12 protein-coding genes and 1 pseudogene are annotated in these 17292 nt (G+C 64.9%); 8 read left to right on the top strand and 5 right to left on the bottom strand.

All coding sequences use genetic code 11. The features are described 5' to 3' along the window. Positions 1–262: 262 nt before the first annotated feature. Entirely contained in the window at positions 263–580 is a 318-nt protein-coding gene (locus tag AC06E7_RS11840) for a SymE family type I addiction module toxin (protein WP_478064838.1), read from the top strand. 603 nt (positions 581–1183) lie between these two features. Beyond that, a complete protein-coding gene (locus tag AC06E7_RS11835; protein ID WP_478064837.1) occupies positions 1184–1645 on the top strand; it encodes a hypothetical protein in 462 nt (153 codons plus the stop codon). A 26-nt stretch (positions 1646–1671) separates the two neighbouring features. Here AC06E7_RS11835 and AC06E7_RS11830 read toward each other — a convergent pair whose 3' ends face one another. Together AC06E7_RS11830 and AC06E7_RS11825 are read right to left on the bottom strand one after the other, a co-directional pair. Further along, complete coding sequence (locus AC06E7_RS11830; RefSeq protein ID WP_478064836.1) at positions 1672–2124, bottom strand: helix-turn-helix domain-containing protein; 453 nt, start codon at positions 2122–2124, stop codon at positions 1672–1674. A 114-nt stretch (positions 2125–2238) separates the two neighbouring features. Continuing rightward, positions 2239–2814, bottom strand: coding sequence for a metal-dependent hydrolase (locus tag AC06E7_RS11825; RefSeq protein WP_478064835.1), 576 nt, complete (start codon positions 2812–2814; stop codon positions 2239–2241). A 216-nt stretch (positions 2815–3030) separates the two neighbouring features. Between AC06E7_RS11825 and AC06E7_RS11820 the strand changes: the two genes are divergently transcribed. The 3 genes from AC06E7_RS11820 to AC06E7_RS11810 all read left to right on the top strand — a co-directional run bounded on the left by AC06E7_RS11820 (position 3031) and on the right by AC06E7_RS11810 (position 4655). Continuing rightward, positions 3031–3390 carry a hypothetical protein gene (locus AC06E7_RS11820; protein ID WP_254622225.1) on the top strand — a complete coding sequence of 120 codons (360 nt, stop codon included), beginning with the start codon at positions 3031–3033 and terminating at the stop codon, positions 3388–3390. Between the two features lie 470 nt (positions 3391–3860). Next, on the top strand, positions 3861–4196 hold the full coding sequence (locus AC06E7_RS11815; RefSeq protein WP_478064834.1) for a hypothetical protein: 336 nt from the start codon (positions 3861–3863) through the stop codon (positions 4194–4196). A 45-nt stretch (positions 4197–4241) separates the two neighbouring features. Then, positions 4242–4655: a hypothetical protein gene (locus tag AC06E7_RS11810; protein WP_478064833.1), complete on the top strand. Its 414-nt coding sequence runs from the start codon at positions 4242–4244 to the stop codon at positions 4653–4655. A 206-nt stretch (positions 4656–4861) separates the two neighbouring features. Here the strand turns inward: AC06E7_RS11810 and AC06E7_RS11805 are convergent, their stop codons facing one another. The 3 genes from AC06E7_RS11805 to AC06E7_RS11795 form a co-directional block, all read right to left on the bottom strand. Then, positions 4862–5359, bottom strand: coding sequence for a YciE/YciF ferroxidase family protein (locus AC06E7_RS11805; protein WP_095364086.1), 498 nt, complete (start codon positions 5357–5359; stop codon positions 4862–4864). A gap of 102 nt (positions 5360–5461) precedes the next feature. After that, positions 5462–5713, bottom strand: coding sequence for a hypothetical protein (locus AC06E7_RS11800; RefSeq protein WP_426803890.1), 252 nt, complete (start codon positions 5711–5713; stop codon positions 5462–5464). Then, positions 5710–14421: a glycoside hydrolase family 94 protein gene (locus tag AC06E7_RS11795; RefSeq protein ID WP_478064832.1), complete on the bottom strand. Its 8712-nt coding sequence runs from the start codon at positions 14419–14421 to the stop codon at positions 5710–5712. The genes AC06E7_RS11800 and AC06E7_RS11795 overlap by 4 nt, the downstream gene beginning before the upstream one ends. A gap of 56 nt (positions 14422–14477) precedes the next feature. Between AC06E7_RS11795 and AC06E7_RS11790 the strand changes: the two genes are divergently transcribed. The 3 genes and pseudogenes from AC06E7_RS11790 to AC06E7_RS11780 form a co-directional block, all read left to right on the top strand. Continuing rightward, positions 14478–15710 (top strand): alpha/beta hydrolase, encoded by a 1233-nt coding sequence (locus AC06E7_RS11790; protein ID WP_478064831.1) that lies wholly within the window; start codon positions 14478–14480, stop codon positions 15708–15710. Beyond that, positions 15707–16765 carry an alpha/beta hydrolase gene (locus tag AC06E7_RS11785; RefSeq protein ID WP_478064830.1) on the top strand — a complete coding sequence of 353 codons (1059 nt, stop codon included), beginning with the start codon at positions 15707–15709 and terminating at the stop codon, positions 16763–16765. The genes AC06E7_RS11790 and AC06E7_RS11785 overlap by 4 nt, the downstream gene beginning before the upstream one ends. Beyond that, positions 16762–17250, top strand: a pseudogene (locus AC06E7_RS11780) ((R)-mandelonitrile lyase); the annotation flags it as partial. The gene AC06E7_RS11785 and the pseudogene AC06E7_RS11780, both read left to right, overlap by 4 nt. Positions 17251–17292 lie beyond the last annotated feature (42 nt).

The raw sequence follows: 17292 nt of genomic DNA, 5'->3' as shown, positions 1-17292 counted from the left end.
TTTCACGCCACGCATAGATGGCGCCGATCGAACGCGGCCAATCGAAAGATCAAAACATCTTCCGCTATGCTCACGTCCGCGACATGGTTGAACCTCGGAGCGTAAGAACTCCCGTAAGACGATGCAATTTGGACGTGCCATGTCGGGAGGGTGACGAAATACAACACCTTCGCGGAAATACGTCGCGCCGGCTTACGCGGTTCTTAACCTCCTGACTCCCTCGCCATCCCGGCGAGGGAAGTTCCCTAACGGAGGTACCACCATGTCCAGCCATTCCACCGACGCATCCTCTAGCGCAGTCGCCAGTCAAAAGCTCTGGTGGCGCAAGCCCAAGAGCGTCATGACCAACGCGCTCCATCACGACGGCCTTGTTACGTTTCCCGGCTGTCCACCCATTCCTTGCCTGAAGCTGCGCGGCCTATGGATTCACGCTCTCGGCATCGAACCGGGTACCCGGTTGTATGTTGAGACAAAGCCGGGCGTCATCATCCTCTCGGTTGATCAAGCTGGAGTAACCGACATGCCTTCGGTGGCGTATCGAAAGGCTGTGCGCACTCCAGTCCATCTTGATAAGCAATGAACACTACCAGCATCGTTCATAGCTGAGACTAGCCGCACATTACAGCGATCTCGCGATCCGAATTGCTACAGGTGAACGTACAATTCTCGGAACGAAGAACCTCGGCTTACACGCCGAAGCAGGGCGAACAATGACAAAGACATCAGGTAGTCCGACCACCCAATCGTCATCTGCGAGTGCAACTGCCCGCAGAGCAAAGCACGCTGCACGCGAAGCGACTGCAGCGCCTTCTACGTCAGGTGCCAAGGCGCGCGCGGAAGCGCCGGCGTCAAGGCGAAAGGCCTCGGCGCCCAAATCCTCTCTTGAACTGGCCGGGCCAGTGCGAGGACACACCAGCACGTTCCCTCTGAGAAAATTCCGCGTCTATGGATGCAGCCTGACCAAAGCGCAGCGAATCAGTGCTGTCTTCTCAGTCATGAAAAAGAAATAGTCGGAATTATGATTACGTCAGGGATTGACGCGAACTGCGCGAACCACGTCTTCATCAACTGCCCATTCACAGACGACTTCCGGCCCCTGTTCCAATGCGCGATCTTTACGGTGCTTTTATGTGGGTTCTTGCCTCGATCGGCGCTGGAGGCTGGGGATGGCTCTGAAGTTCGAATGGATAAGATCACCCGCCTGATCAGAGAGTCGCAATACAGTATTCATGATCTATCCGCAGTCCAGCTGGATGCCTTCAACGAGCTGCCGCGCTTCAACATGCCCTTTGAGCTGGGAATGGTCATAGGCTCGAAGCGCTTCGGCGGGAAGCGGTTTGCAGGTCGCTCGGCGTTGATCATGGAAGATACGCGGTACGCTTCACAAAAGTGCCTGTCCGATATAGCTGGGCAGGATCTGTCGGCCCACAATGGCGCGCCCCGTCGCATCTCACGCATCATCCGGACATGGCTGGCCCAGGAATCAAGACGGAACGACATCCCCGGTGACCAGAGGGTGTTCGGTGCCTATGAAAAGTTCGCGACGGAGCTGCCGTCCATCTGCGCGTCCCGAGGCTTGGAGTACGACGGACTGAGCTATCCCGACTTCCTGGGCCTGGCGCAAGTGTGGATCAATGCGCATTGATGGGTTCCGGATCAGGTCCACGCCACCTAGTAGCCCATTCGCAGTTCCTGCGCTTCGGCAGCCAGGTTGTCCAAGGCCGACTGACTTGCCTCATCGCGCGCCCGCTTATACGTCATCAGGTCGTCGAAGCGGATACGGCGGTGCTTGCCTGTCTTGTGGAAGGCAAGCTTGCCGGTCTCCAGCAACTTGACCACATAGGGGCGCGATACATTAAGAAGATCAGCCGCTTCCTGGGTAGTCAGCTCCGCATGTACGGGCACGATTTTCACGGCATTGCCATCCGCCAGCTCTGACAGGATATCGCTGAGCGGTTGCAAGGCTGCCATCGGTAGTCGGATCCGGTGTAGCCGGTCATCGGAATCGACCAGCTGAACCAGCTTGATCTCAAGACCTGTGGCTAGGTAAGCGGCCAGCGCACGATGAGCGATCGTCGCCGCTTCGATATCTTGGGTCCGGGGAAGAGTTACCTGTGGGGTCATGGCGCTTCTCCGTGTCACGCGTAGCGCAAGGGCGCGGCTTAGTAGCGATAGTATTCGACATGGGCAGTATTCGAAATGTTCGAAACTCCCATCCCGATGTCGGAGCTGGCCCACCTATCTCTCCAGCGCGATCGACCTGGTCAGAAAAACGGCCCAGATCGGGAGAATGAGCAGCGTCCAACAAGCAAGCTCGCGGAACCTGTGGCGGCCGGACGCAGCGATCAGGAGCGCGAATGCTGGACCCAGCACGCCGATCTCGATCAGCAGGTTCCGCCAGAGATAGAAGTTGTCGAACGCCAGCGATCCTGCACTTGGAAGAACGCCGGCCGGGATGCTGACTCCACCAGCGAGAGGCCAGAACAGCGGAACAGGATGCGCACCCACCAGCAGGTCGAGCAGCGGGTGGGACATCCCGGCGACCAGCAACCACCTGAGCTTGAGGTTCGCGGTGACAGATCGCGACAGGGTGAGTTTGACGAAAAGCGCGGCACCTACCGCCCAGAGCAGGCTGTGACTGAACCGGGGATCTGCCGCGTAGTCGAAAAACCAGACAGCGAAGTAGTCCAGATCTGGCCCCACAGCCAAGGCAACGGAAGGAACCGCCGCCCAGCGCGACGAACCGCGTTGCCGCGCGTTGCAGCACAGGTACATTGTGAGTCCTGCCGAAGCATGGGCCACGATGGAAGACATCGATTCAGTTGTTGGTGATCAGCAGCGAGCTTGAGCCTCCCGCGTGGGCGACTGATGGTGCCTGTGTGTGGCGAAGGTGAAGCCTGAGCCGAGCGGGGCAGGGGATCAGGAGCGCCTGTTGGCGGGGCCAGTTGTGGGACACCGGCAGCTGAACTAGGCTCGCAGCAGATGAGCTTTGCGGCTCGGCTTGAATCCGGGGTTGGTCAGGGGATGAGGATGTTTCGCCGTCAGTTGTTCTATGTCCAGGTGCACCAAGACCACTTCACTGCCCGCGCCGTCGGTGGGGACAGAGCTATTCATCGCCAGTGCTACGCCCTTGGCAATCGAGCGGGTCCGACCAAGGAATTCTCCGCCATCCGGGTTGAGCTCAAAGCAATTTTCTCGGAGCTCAAGACCGGCTTCTCATTCGTCAGGCCGTGGGCGCTTCTCCACTTTGATCCGGTCGAGTACCCGATCACTAAGGAAGGGCTCGCTGCGTTCCAAACTGCCGCCATGCGCAGTGGGGTTAGCTTCTGCTGGCTCTCTACGTGGGAGCATCCTCATGAAGACAAGGAATTGTTGGATATGTTGAAGTAGGAACCGGCCCAACGGGCGTTGAACCGGAGGATAGGTCCGGGAATGCGTTCAAGCTGATGCAGCTACGCGGAACTGGGTCAGCCAGATCTGCTGCAGTTTGGGACAGGGATGACGAACGGCTCGGCAGCCAGGAACGGCATCCAGTGATGCCATGAAGCGAGCGTGCGCTACACTAGCGCACGCGAACTGGCGCCCAAGGTGCGGGTCTTCATCGACTGGCTGGTGAAGCGTATTGGGCCTGAGCCCTATTGGGACCGGGGTTGTTACGTTGATGTCGCCTAATTAACGGCTTGAGATTGTCGCTTGGAGCGGGCGATCTGCGCTCGCTTGTTGGCCGGCCGCGCCTGCTCTAAGATCGGGCATCGGCCGGGGGGGATCCTGCCGCAGCGTGTTTCCTTGGTAGTTCATGAGAGTCGAAGCCGCGTCGCGGCTCGTCCTGTTTCAGTAACTTGACCGCGCAGGGGAAGTCAATGGAATTGATCGGTTTCGCTATCGTCCTTTTCGTATGCCTGGGTATTGGCAAGGTCATCAACATCATGGCGCGCCGATTGGTGTTCAACGGCGCAGGCCTCTACCTTGCACTGTTTGCAGCCTTTGCAATCTGGAACATCTACCTGTCGTGGAACTCCGCTCTCGATTCATTCCAGATGGGATACGCCCTCGGTCGCAACATCACGCCACCGCTCATTATCGCCTTGGTTGCTACTTACTTCTTCTTCAAGTTCAGGACAGACAAGGCGCATCAACTTCGTGTCCAGAAGCTGCGCCAGAGCAGGGCAGAGCTGAGTGTGACCCCTGACAACTGAGGCAGGCAGCCGTTGCTGGTCGTCCGGAACAAGGAGCGCACCCACGTGAACGGATATTGGTTCAGCTCCTCGTTGTTCGATATCGAGCCTGACGTGCAGGATGCGTCGAGCCCGCAGAGAAACGGACGGGAACTCGCGCTCTGGCTCCAGTCACGGCTTGAGAAGCGCGGCTATGTGATTGAAAAGGTTGTCGCAGAAGATTGGGGCTGGTGCGTCATCTGCCAGACCAAGCCCTTCCTGTTGTGGGTGGGTTGCGGAAACCTGGACGCTGATGAAGCCGAGCCTGGGGCCTTTCCGCCGCAAACGGAATCGCCCATCTGGCACTGCTTCCTAGCTGCTGAGAGGCGATGGCTGGCTCGCTTGTTTGGGCGGGTTGACGCCGCATCGTCCATGCGGCGACTGGATGCTGATCTGCGGGAAATACTATCTAGCGAACCCGCCGTTTCGTTATTGCCCTAGAGTTTTCGCCAAGCATCTAAAGGCAAGACTCGCAGCGAGTCGGCCGCAGGCGCGGTGCTCCTGGGCGTGCTGCTCTCCATCTCCGCCGCTGCACACCTGCTGCTGTGGCCAGCGGGAATGTGGGTTTGCGCCGCGCCCGCAGTCAATGAAGTGAACGGCATCGCGGAGCGGCCAGTCAGGCCGCTCCCTGGTGATGTGCTACCGCTTCAGGCCGCCTGCGCGGCCTTGGCGTTGCCCCCGGACTTGGCGATCATCGTCAGCTTCTCGTCGGTTGCCTTTTCTTCCGCAAGGGTTTCCAGCAGAAGCGGCAGCGCGTCCTTGTACCCAAGCTGCTTGGCGAGCGCGGCGATCGTGCCGTAGGACGCGATCTCGTAGTGCTCAACCTTCTGGGCGCCGCCGATCAGGGCGGCATCGCGCACGGGGCCTTCCTCGATGCTGTCGATGGCCTCCTTGCCTTCCTCCACCAGCCCTTCCATGGCAGCACACTTGATGCGCTTGAGCCGGATGCCGAGCAGTTCCACCACCTTGTCGATGCGCTCGATCTGGCCCTGGGTTTCCTCCAGGTGGGTTTCGAACGCGGCCGCCAGGTCCGGATTCGTCGCGGCACGGGCCAGGCGAGGCAATGCCTTGGTGAGCTGCTTTTCGGCGCTGTAGATGTCCGACAGCTCGTGGATGAACAGGTCTTCTGCGGTCTTGATCGCCATTAGGGTTCTCCGGGTGGGTGCTGAGTGGAGCACCGAACCTATGCCCCTTCCCGTGAGCTCCGCGCGCAGGACTGTGAAGTGTTCTACACAGCCCTCTGCGCGTCACTGTTCGGGCGGCGGGCCGTCGCCCCGTTCATACCACGGCGGAAGCTCCAACGCGTGGCCCTTGAGCATGGCTTTGATGCGCGCGTACATCTGGCTTCTTTCCGTGTCCGCACACTGGTCGAGAATCTCCGCTGCAAGCTGTTCAAACTGCGGCCAGAACTGCGCCGGATGGCGCGTGTGCGCCAACCACTGCGCCAGCATCTCATCCAGCGCATCCAGCCGTTCCTGGATCTCGGGTCGCAGGCTCATCCCGGCGGCGCCTCCAGATCAAGCGCCACACGGTAGTGGTGACCATCGTCGCTGAGCTGGACGGTCAGGTCCGGCTGCAGCACGTCATCCACATGCAGGGTGGGCTGCCCCCGCGCAGTGCGGGTCACCACGAACTCGTAGCGGCTGCGACCGAACCGGTAGCTCAGCTCGAACGACGACCAGTGGTCGGGGAGGCATGGCGCCAGCGACAGCCGGTCGCCCTGGCGCCGGATGCCGAGCAGGGATTCGACCAGCAGGCGATACATCCAACCGGCCGAACCGGTGTACCAGGTCCATCCGCCTCGGCCGACGTGCGGCGATACCGCGTACACATCGGCGGCCAACACATAGGGTTCAACGCGGTAGGTCTGGACCGCCTCCGGGTCAAGCGCGTGGTTCAAGGGGTTGATCATGCCGGCCAACTCCCAGGCGCGGGCCGCATCGCCCTGGTGTGCAAAGGCCATCGCTGCCCACACGGCTGCGTGGGTGTACTGGCCGCCGTTCTCGCGCACGCCAGGTACGTAACCCCGAATGTATCCCGGGTCTTCCGTCGTCTTGTCGAAGGGCGGATCCAGCAGCTGGATCAGCTGGGCGTCCTTTCGCACCAGGTGCGTATACAGCGAATCCAGCGCCTGCTGGGCACGCTCGGGCGCGGCAACGCCGGAGAGCACCGACCAGCTTTGGGAGATCGAATCGATGCGGCATTCCTCGCTCTGTTTCGAGCCCAACGGCGTGCCGTTGTCGAACCACGCGCGGCGATACCATTCCCCGTCCCAGGCATGCTGTTCGAGGTTCTGGCGCAGGGTGTCAGCCTGCTCCTGGCACCAGTGCGCACGGTGTTCATCGCCACGCGCATTTGCCAGGGCGATGAAGCGGCGAAGCGTGTCATGCAGGAAGAAGCCCAACCACACGCTCTCGCCGCGCTGCTGGTCGCCGACGCGGTTCATGCCGTCATTCCAGTCTCCGCTGCCCATCAACGGAATGCCGCGTTCGCCGAGCAACCGGCAACCGCGCTCCAGCGCGAGCACGCAGTGCGCATACATCGTGCCACGCAGAGCCGAAGGGGTCGGCATGTCGTAATAGCTTTCCTCTTCCAGCGTGACTGCGCGGCCTTCGATGAAGCCGACCATTTCGTCCAGCACGGTGGCGTCGCCGGTGACCTCCAGGTAGCGGCATGCGCCCTGGGGTAGCCAGAGATAGTCGTCCGAGCACCGGGTGCGCACGCCACGCCCCTGCGGCGGGTGCCACCAGTGCATAACATCGCCTTCGGCGAACTGGTGGGCAGCGCACAGCAACAGGTGTTCGCGGGCCAGATCCGGCCGGGCGTGGATGAGTGCGAGCACATCCTGCAGCTGGTCACGGAAACCAAACGCGCCGCCGGACTGGTAGTAGCCACTGCGCGCCAGGTAGCGGCTGCCCAGGGTCTGGTAGACCAGCCAGCCATTGGCCAGCGCGTCCAGTGCCGGGTCCGGGGTGCGCACCTGCACGCTGGCCAGCACGTGGCGCCAGTGGATGCGCACGGCGTCCAGCGCATCGTTGGCCTCGTGGGCGCCCTGGCGGCCACGCACCAGCGCAAGCGTTTCGTCGCGGTCGCGGCCGGCGCCCAGGCGGAACGTGGTTTCACTGCGCTCACCCGGCGCCAGTTCCAGCGGCACCTGCAGCGCCGCGCAGGGGTCCAGGCCGGCGCCGGAACGCCCACCCAGGCGCTCGCGGCGCAACGCCGCCGGTGCATGCAGGCCGCCGTTGCGGCCGATGAACTCCAGGCGGTCGCAGGTCCAGCCGCAGCCCTCCGCATCGGTGTCGAAGAAGGCCATGCGGCCGCCGAAATCGGTGCTGTAGGTGTTGCGCGCCAGCAGCGCGCCGGTCTGCGGGTCGCGTTCGGTGACCACGTGCATGCGCGACTTCGCGCGCAGGTCACCCATCACCCATTCCACATAACCGATGGCCGACAGCCGCCTCGGCCTGCCCGACAGGTTGTGCAGCCGCAGCACTGAGTACTTCAGCGGCGCGGCGACGTCGACGAACACCCACAGCTCGCTGACGATGCCGTCCTCGAAGTGTTCGTACACCGTGTAGCCGAATCCGTGACGCGTACGGTACGCCCCGGTACCCCGGCGTGGCAGCGGCATCGGCGACCAGACGCGGCCGGTATCCTCGTCGCGCACGTAGAAGGCTTCGCCGCCGGTGTCGGACACCGGGTCATTGAGCCAAGGCGTCAAACGGAATTCGTGCGCGTTCTCGAACCAGGTGTAGCCCGGCGCGCTCTCGCTGACCACCGTGCCCAGGCGGGCATTGGCGATCACGTTGGCCCAAGGTGCCGGGGTCGGCGCGCCTTCGCGCAGCACCACCACGTATTCGCGGCCATCCTCGCTGAAGCTGCCGGTGCCGTTGTCGAACTGGCCGGCGCCACGGTAGGGCAGGAACGGCCACGGGTCGTCCATGTCTTCGTCGTGCGCCGGGGGCGGGGGCAGGCCAGGCTCCGGGCCCGGCTCGGCGATGATGGGCAACCCCGTCGTCTCCTCCATCGAGAGTTCCAGTTCCTCCTGCACCGCCTGCGGCACCAACGCCGGAATCCGTTTCGCGGGAGTGGCTTGGCGCCCCACCTGCGCCACCAGGGTGCCATCCTCGTCACTGATCACCGCACGCGCTACGGCCTGCAACAGGATGCGGTCTTCGTGGGTCATGTTCTGCACCGGCCGCACGAAAATGCCGCCGGGGCGGTCGAGCAGGCCCGTCTCCGAACTGGCGGCCACCATGCCCAGGATCTGGTCCTGCAGCTCCTGCCGGTAGCCGGCCTTGCTGTCGTTCCAGATCACCAGGTCGGTGTTGAGGCCCTTCTGGCGCCAATAGGCATGCGCCTGCACCAGCTGCCGGACCAGCTCCACGTTCTCTGCGTCGGTGACCTTGAGCAGCACGATGGGCAGGTCGCCCGAGATGGCATGGCCCCACAGCCCGGATTGTCCGCGCTGGTTCTGCTGGAGCACGCTTGCGCCCGCGCGCAGCAGCGGATTGGCATACAGCACGTGGCTGGCCAGGCGCTCGTAGAGCTGTGCCTCGGCCTGGGTGGCATTGATCTGCCGGCGTACCACCTGGCTGTGCGTCCAGGCCAGGTCGAATACGCGGTCGGCCAGGCGGCGGTCACGGTACTTGTCCAGCAAGGCCTCGCAACCGGGGCGGTCGGCACCGATGCCATAGACCATGTCCAGCTGCACGGTCTGCTCGGGCTCCAGCACCACGCGCACACGGATGGCCACGATCGGGTCGAGCACCGAGCCGTCCGAACCGGAGAGGTCGGTGTCGGTGGTCAATGCCTGCGGCGTGCGCGGCGTGTTGCCGCGCCCGAGGAAGCGCGCCCGGTCGGTTTCGTAGGAGATCGACGCCACGTCGGCGTCATGCACGGCGACCAGATGGAACATCCACGGTGGCACTTCGTCGTGCGAGCGCGGCCGCCGGGTGCACAGCACGGCCTGCTTGGCGGCCACGATCTCGCTCTGCACGAACAGGTTGCTGAAGGCCGGGTGCGCATCGTCAGCCGCCGCCGGTGCCAGCACCACTTCGGCATAGGTGGTGATTTCCACGGTGCGCGTGCGACGGCTGCGGTTGGTCAGGCGCAGGCGCCGGAGTTCGATGTCGTCCTCGGCGGAGATGGCCACCTGCAGGTGGCTCTCGCAGCCATGCAGCGCGCCACGGAATTCGGCCTTGGCGTCGGTGAAGATGGCCTCGTAGTTGTCCATCGGCACGCAGGTGGGCTGGTAGGCGGCCGACCAGAACTGACCGCTGTCCACGTCGCGCAGATAGCAGAAGGTACCCCAGGCATCGGTGGTGCCGTCCTCGCGCCAGCGCGTGAGCGACAGGTCGCCGTGGCGGCTGTAACCGCCGCCGGCGTGGGTGAGCATGCCGTGGTAGCGGCCGTTGGAGAGCAGCTGCACCTCCGGGCGCGGGCCCCCGGGCTTGCGCAGCACGCGCAGCGACGTTTCGTCCTGGCCCGTAGCGGCGTGCTCACCCAGCGATTCGACTTCATGCGGATGGAACACGCCGACGCGCGGAATGCGCTCCTGCAGCAACAGCAGCGTGGCCTGGAACTCGACATCGGCCACGAAGCGGCGCTGCATCGGCTGGTCGCGCAACAGGTAATCCAGCGACAGCAGGCCCATGCCCTGGTGGTGGGCCATGAACGACCGCAGCAGCACGTGGTCGTGCCCCGGCGGCACCCGGGCGGGGGTGTAGTCGATCGCTTCGTACATGCCGAAGCGCCCGGCGAAGCCCAATCCTTCCAGCGCCTGCAGGTTCTGGCAGGCTGCTTCCGGCGCCACCATCAGCGCCATCATGCTGGCGTAGGGCGCGATGACCCGATCCTGGCCCAGGCCGCGCTTGAGCCCCAACCCCGGCACGCCGAACGCGCGGTACTGGTAGTTCAGGCGCGCATCGACGGCGTTGTAGCCGGACTCGGACACGCCCCATGGCAGGTTCAGGCTGCGCCCGTAGACGATCTGCGCTTCCACCGCATGCCGCGCGGTCTGGTCGAGCAGGGTGTCCGGGTAGCTGGGCATCACCAGCTGCGGCATGAGGTACTCGAACATCGAGCCACTCCACGACAGCAGGGTCGGCGTGCCGTTGACCTCGGTAAGCAGGCGGCCAAGGGCGAACCAGCTCTCCTGCGTCAGCTCCCCCTGGGCGATGGCCACGAAGGCGCACAGCCGCGCTTCGGAAGCGAGAAGGTCGTAGAAGCTGTTGTCGAGGCGGTGGTCGTCTACGTTGTAGCCAATGGAGAGCAGTTTGCGGGAGCGGTAGAACAGGAACCCGTATTCCATCAGCGAGAACTGCCCGGCGCGGTGGGCCAGATCCTGCAGCTGCTCGATGCGTGCGCGTGCGTCCGCACCGGCCGGACCGGGCAGGGCGGCCAGCTGGCGCAGACTGGGTACGGGCGCATCGGCATCCGCGCTGGCATCGACCGGGATATCAGCGAGCGCCGCACAGGCGGCATGGCATTCGGCAGCGAACAGTGCCGGCCAGTGCAGGTCACCGTCCTGCGGCGACACCGGTGCCGGCCACTGCGCCAGCACGGTGTCGGCCAAACCGGCCAGCTCCTGCAGGCGGGCGAGCGCTTCGGCAGCACCGCGCGGCAGGTCGGCCCGTGTTGCCACCAGGCGCTGGCGCAGATGATTGAGCGCTTCGGCCAGCGGTGCGTCACCGGGGCGAAGGCGCTGCCGCTCCTCGTCCAGCACGCCGAGCGTATCGGCCAGGCCATCGAACGTGTGCGGCGCCAGTACCGGCGCGTCCACCAGCGCGAGCAGCCCCTGGCGCAGGGTAAGCAGGTGCCCGGCCAGGTTGCCGCTGTCCACGGTGGAGACGTAACGCGGCGGCAGCGGCGCCAAGGTTTCGGTGTCGTACCAGTTCAGGAAGTGGCCGCGATGACGCGGCAGCTGGTCCAGCGTGCCAAACGTGAGCGCCGTGCGTTCAGCGACCGCGCCCTGCTGCAGGTAACCGAAGTCCCACGCCGACAGGTTGGCCAGCAGGGACAGGCCGATGTTGGTCGGCGAGGTGCGGCGCGCCACCACCAGCGCCGGATGCTCCTGGATGTTGTCCGGCGGCAGCCAGTGATCCTGTTCGCGTACCCAGGCCTGGAAGAAAGACCAGGTGCGCCGTGCCAGCCGGCCAAGGAACGCCCGCTGCGTGCCGGACAGTTCGGCGACGATCTCGGCCGGCGGCCGGCCCAGCCACGCCATCAACGCGGGCGCGAAGGTCCACGCCAGCAGGAAGGGCAGGGCGAGTGGCAGCGCCTGCGGACGCAGGACGGCTACTACCGCCACCAGCGCAAGCGCCAGCAACGATCCGGGCGCCATCACCCGCCATTCCGCGCCACGGTCGCCGCCCAGGCGGCGCTCGACTTCGCTGGAGGGATTCCACTGCAGCAGGTGGCGGCGTGTGATGGCCATGCGCCACAGCGTGCGCAGCACCGCGCCGCCGGCCAGCAGTGCCTCGAAGGGCAGGCAGGCAATCTGCGTGGCAGCGCGCAGCAACGACTGCAGCGTGCCGCGCCCGACCTTGATGTAATGCGCTTCCAGCGGTGTGTCGTCCGGCACGCTCAGGGCATCGCGCAGCATGCCGATCAGCGGCGGCGCGAACCACAGGGCCAGTACCCACGCGGTCCACGCGGCCGGGTTTTCGGCGTACAGCCAACCCGCCACCAGCAGGACCAGCGCGGCGGGGGGCACCAGGCTCCGGCGCAGGTTGTCCAGCAACTTGCCGCGCGACAGCAGGCTGAGCCGGTTGCGTTCCCAGCCTGATCCCGGGCGCGGGGTCCACGGCATCAGCCAGGGCAACAGCTGCCAGTCGCCGCGGATCCAGCGCGCACGGCGCTTGGCGTCGGCGGCGTAGCGTTCGGGGTAGTCCTCGTACAGGCGCACGTCGCTGACCAGGCCTGCACGGGCATAGCAGCCTTCCAGCAGGTCGTGGCTGAGGATGCGGTTCTCGGGCAGGCGGCCCTCCAGCGCATGCTCGAAGGCGTCGACGTCATAGATGCCCTTGCCCACGAACGAGCCTTCGTCGAACAGGTCCTGGTAGACGTCCGAGACCATGCGCGTATACGGATCGATGCCGGGTTCGCTGCCGAACATCCGCGCAAACCGCGAGGTGCGGCGCCGGCCCAGGCTGGTGCCCACGCTGGGCTGCAGGATGCCGTAACCCTCCACCACGCGTTGCAGCGCTGGATCGAAGCGCGGCCGGTTGAGCGGGTGGGCCAGGGTGGCGACGAACGCACGCGCCGCATCGCGCGGCAGCTGCGTATCCGAGTCCAGGGTGATGACATAGCGGACGCCGCGAAGGACCTCCGCGTCACCGACGATGCACATGAACGCGTTTCCATCGCCATGGCGGAGCAGGGCATTGAGTGCGGCCAGCTTGCCGCGCTTGCGCTCGTGCCCCATCCACACCCCTTCACTGGGGTTCCATTGCCTGGGGCGGTGCAGCAGGTAGAAGCGATCGCCACGTTCGGACGCGTAACGCTGGTTCAACCCCTCGATGCGCAGCACCGCGTGCGCAAGCAGGGCGTCGTCGGTCGGTAAGTGCGCTTCTGCAGCGTCGAGGAAGTCGGTCAGCAGCACGAAGCGCAGCTGGGGATCGCGGTTGGCCAGGAAGCGGACCTCCAGCGCTTCGACCAGGACGTCGATGCCGTCGGTGCTGGACAGCATCGACGGTACCGCGACCACGGTGGCGCAGGCCGCAGGAATGCCCTCGCTGAAATCCAGCTTGGGCAACGGCTTGGGAGCAACCAGCACGGTCGCGGTCCAGTTCACCAGTACGATGCCCAGCTCGCTGAACACCAGCAGCCCGAGCAGGGCAGCCAGCCAGGTGGGAACCTCGCCACTGCCGGTGTCCAGCAGGCCCCAGGTGGCCAGCATTGCCAGCAGGGTGATCGGCAGCAGGTACAGCGCAAGTGGCACGCGGCGTGCCAGTCGCCGCGCCTTGCGGTGGCGTGGCGCGGCGTCGGCCACCGCGTCAACGGTGGCATGCAGGCCTTCGCCGACCAGCCAGTAGCCCACATGCGTGCGTGGCCCGTCGGGCGGGGTAGCGGCCCGCGCCAAGTCCAGCGCGATGGTCGCAACGCGTTCTTCGGCGATGCGGCTGCCGCGCGCGATCTTCTCAACCACGTGGCGGTAGGCGTCGCGGGTACCGAAGTCCATCTGCGCATAGACCGCCATGGGGTCTTCGCGCAGCCGCTGCTCGACCACGCTCATGTCTTCGACAAAGGTGCGCCAATCCATGGTGGACAGGAATCGCAGGCTGCCGATGCTGTTGCTGATGGACACCTGGTCGGAGGCCTGCTGCTGCCCCTCGGCGGCTACCAGCTCCTCGATGCGCTGCCCGGATGCCGCTGCCCACTGTTCCAGCCAGGCGATGGGCATGGCCCACGCGCCGCCGCGGCCCTGCAGGGAACGGGTAAGCTCGGCGATGAACGCGCCGGTCAACGGCGGCTCGGAGCGCGCCATGTCGGCCACCACCAGCACCACGTCGGTGGGGGTGTCGGAGGCCGCGCGATTGAGGTCATCCGCCCATTGCGAGGCCAGGCGCCGGTCTTCCCCGTCGCGCATCACCCGCGCGGCCATGCGCCGCAGGTTCTCGAGCAGGGCCAGGCGCAGCATGATCGGAACCGCCCACAATTCGCCCAGGCTCAGCGGCGCGAGCGACTGGTAGGAAGCGATGAAGCGGCCCAGCGTATCGCCGTCTATCCGGCCATCACCGTGTGCGATCGCCTGCATCGACAGTTCATACACCCGCGGCAACCCGGCCGAGGGGCCGGTGGCAAGCGACGGCAACTGCCGGCTGTAGCCGCGCGGCAGGTGGCGCCGCGCAGTCTGGATCTGTTCTTCGACCAGGTAATAGTTGTCGAGCAGCCATTCCCCGGCCGGGGTGACCGGGCGCTGTTCGCGCACCACGCTGCTGAGCAGGGTGTTGGCATCCTGCAGGACGCGTTCGTTGGCCTGCAGACGTTCCAGCAGGCGCTCCGGGCTGGGCCGCATCCGCACGCGGTGCTGGCGCGCAAGCGCGCGGCCGTAGACCTCCATCTGTTCAACGCTGTAGAGCGCGGCCCGCAGCGGGCCCTCGGTGGCTTCAATGGCCGGAGCCGAGGCCTGGCGCTCACGCCAGCGCCAACGAACAAGCCGCCGCAGGCGAAGCCAACGGCCAAAAAGACGGCGAAGGTGGGGCATAGGATACCGGGGAGGGGGAGGCAGGTTGCGCCTTGCATCGTTGCACTTGGGGGGACGTGCACGCTGTGAAGGTCATATATACCTCCCATGCATTAGTCATATGCCACTCCTGCGCTTTTTCCATCAATCCCCTGCACGTAGATTCTCCTGACCCCTTTGTCACGGAGTGGAACATGCAGACACGCACGATTCCCCCCACTGCGGTGGCGGGCCTGAGGACTGCATTCACCTGTGTTGCGGCCGTGCTCTTTGCCGCGACCGCCATGGCCAGCGAGCCACTGCAGATCCAATCACAGGGCAGCGTGATCGCCGGCGGCACGGTACAGCAGCAGCCGGGCACGTTCGATCCGCTGGCGCCGACCAAGCCGGATGGCCAGAGTTACCACGGTGATCATGTCTACGCCTTCTACCAGGTGCCGGTGAAGGCGCGGCCGTTGCCCATCGTGATGTGGCACGGCGCGGGCCAGTCGTCCAAGAGCTGGGAAACCACGGCCGACGGTCGCGAGGGCTTCCAGAACCTGTTTCTGCGTCGCCGCTTCACCACCTATCTGATCGATCAGCCGCGGCGCGGAAAAGCTGGCCGAAGCATGGTCGAGTCCACACTGAAGCCCGTGGCGGACGAGCAGATGTGGTTCAACCAGTTCCGCATTGGCCTGTGGCCCGAGTACTTTCGTGACAGCCAGTTCCCGAAGGGCGAGGCCGCGCTTGAGCAGTTCTTCCGCTCGGTCACGCCCAACACCGGCCCCTATGACATAGGCGTCGTCTCCGATGGGGTGGTCGCTCTGCTGGAGAAGACCGGGCCGGCGATCCTGTTCACCCATTCGCAGGCCGGCGGCCCGGGCTGGATGACGGCAATCAAGAGCCCGAATGTGCGCGCCATCGTTGCCTTCGAGCCGGGCAGCAGCTTCGTCTTCGCCAAGGACGATGCACCGGCGCCGATTCCCAGTGCGTTCGATACCGTCGCACCCGTGGTGGTGTCGCCCGAGGAGTTCAAGGCGCTGACGCGCATCCCCATCCTGGTGCTGTACGGCGACAACATTCCCAAAAAGCCGATGCGCATGCCCGCGCAGGACAGCTGGCGGGCGCGCCTGGAAATGGCACGCGCCTGGCGCGACGCCGTCAACCGTCAGGGGGGCAATGTCACCCTGATCCACCTGCCGGAGATCGGCATCCGTGGCAACAGCCATTTCCCGTTCTCGGACCTCAACAACGTGCAGATCGCCGACCTGGTGAGCGATTTCCTGCAGAAGCAACATCTGGACGGTACGACCAAGGAGCACCACGAATGAAGCACCTGATGCGCGCCTCGCTGCTGGCAATATCCCTCGGCCTGGCAGCAGGCACCGCCTCCGCTGCGGACTACCGGCTCAATCCGTTCAAACTGGCCTACGAAGGTGCGATCACGCAGAACGTGCCCGGCGAGGTCAATGTCCATCCGGTGACCTATCCGCTGAATGGAATCGAGATCGCGGCCAATTTCTACACGCCACCCAACTTCGACGCCGCCCGGAAATACCCCACCATCGTAATCGCACACCCCAATGGCGGGGTCAAGGAGCAGGTGGCTGGTCTGTATGCACAGCGTCTGGCCGAGCAGGGCTACATCACCATTACCGCCGATGCCGCTTATCAGGGGGCAAGTGGCGGCCAGCCCCGGAGCGTGGACAAACCTGCGCACCGCATCGAAGACATCCACGGCATGGCCGATTTCATCAGCCGATTCCCTTGGGTGGACACCAGACGCCTGGGCCTGCTGGGCATCTGTGGCGGCGGTGGCTACTCGCTGGCGGCTGCCCAGACCGACAAGCGTTTCAAGGCGGTGGCAACGATCAGCATGTTCAATTCCGGTCGCGTGCGCCGCAACGGCTATGTCGATTCGCAGCTGGACACCCTCGAGCAACGCCTGCAACAGGCCTCCGACGCGCGCGCACAGGAGGCCGCTGGCGGCGAAGTACTTTACTCCGGTGACGCCAACCTGACCGACGAACAGATCGCCAAGCTCCCCTTCGACCTGTACCGGCAAGGCTACGAGTACTACTGGAAGACCCACGCGCACCCCAATTCCACGTTCCGCTATACCACCAGCAGCCTGCTCGACCTGATGCGCTGGGACGCGACCAACCAGATCGAACTGATCAACCAGCCGTTGCTGATGATCGCCGGCAGCAAGGCCGACAGCCTGTACATGTCCCAGGATGCCTTCGCCAGGGCAAACGGCACCACCGACAAGGAGCTGGTGCTGCTCGATGGCGCCACCCATATCGAAACCTACTGGGTACCGCGCTACGTGGATGCCGCAGTGGGCAAGCTCAATACCTTCTATGCCCGGACACTGACCCAATGACCGATCAACGCACTTCCACTGGCCGCAACGCGGTACTTGGCCTGGCACTGAGCGTGGCCGCTCCGTTCGCCGGTGCGGCCGAATCGGCGACGCAGCAGATTGCCCGTGCCGGCACGCAGGCTTCGTTCGCAGGCCCAGCGGAAAACTTCATCGGCAAGGTCCGCGTGGACCCGCTGTTTGCCGCCGACGCAGAGGTTCAAGCGTCGTCCGCCTACGTAAGCTTCGAGCCAGGCGCGCATTCGGCCTGGCACACCCATCCGGCCGGGCAGCGCCTGGTGGTGACGTCGGGCGTTGGGCTCACGCAGGAATGGGGCAAACCGGCACAGCGGATCCACCCTGGTGACGTGGTGGTGTGCCCGGCCGGCGTGAAGCACTGGCACGGTGCGGCGCCGCACAGCGCGATGACCCATCTTGCGGTCACAGGCGTGGCCGAGGGCAAGACGGTCACGTGGATGGAACAGGTAAGTGACGCGCAATACAGCGAGGCCGCCGCGATCTTCGATGTGCCGGTTACGGGTGCGTTGTCG

This window comes from Stenotrophomonas sp. Steno-Z4, from assembly GCF_056393145.1.
This window is presented reverse-complemented; position numbering and strand designations above follow the sequence as displayed.

What these genes read in the sequence shown, in the direction of transcription:
- AC06E7_RS11840 (WP_478064838.1), top strand. Translation starts at nt 263, where the DNA reads ATGTCCAGCCATTCCACCGACGCATCCTCTAGCGCAGTCGCCAGTCAA.
- AC06E7_RS11820 (WP_254622225.1), top strand. Translation starts at nt 3,031, where the DNA reads ATGTTTCGCCGTCAGTTGTTCTATGTCCAGGTGCACCAAGACCACTTC.
- AC06E7_RS11795 (WP_478064832.1), bottom strand. Translation starts at nt 14,421, where the DNA reads ATGCCCCACCTTCGCCGTCTTTTTGGCCGTTGGCTTCGCCTGCGGCGG.
- AC06E7_RS11805 (WP_095364086.1), bottom strand. Translation starts at nt 5,359, where the DNA reads ATGGCGATCAAGACCGCAGAAGACCTGTTCATCCACGAGCTGTCGGAC.
- AC06E7_RS11785 (WP_478064830.1), top strand. Translation starts at nt 15,707, where the DNA reads ATGAAGCACCTGATGCGCGCCTCGCTGCTGGCAATATCCCTCGGCCTG.
- AC06E7_RS11800 (WP_426803890.1), bottom strand. Translation starts at nt 5,713, where the DNA reads ATGAGCCTGCGACCCGAGATCCAGGAACGGCTGGATGCGCTGGATGAG.
- AC06E7_RS11825 (WP_478064835.1), bottom strand. Translation starts at nt 2,814, where the DNA reads ATGTCTTCCATCGTGGCCCATGCTTCGGCAGGACTCACAATGTACCTG.
- AC06E7_RS11835 (WP_478064837.1), top strand. Translation starts at nt 1,184, where the DNA reads ATGGATAAGATCACCCGCCTGATCAGAGAGTCGCAATACAGTATTCAT.
- AC06E7_RS11815 (WP_478064834.1), top strand. Translation starts at nt 3,861, where the DNA reads ATGGAATTGATCGGTTTCGCTATCGTCCTTTTCGTATGCCTGGGTATT.
- AC06E7_RS11830 (WP_478064836.1), bottom strand. Translation starts at nt 2,124, where the DNA reads ATGACCCCACAGGTAACTCTTCCCCGGACCCAAGATATCGAAGCGGCG.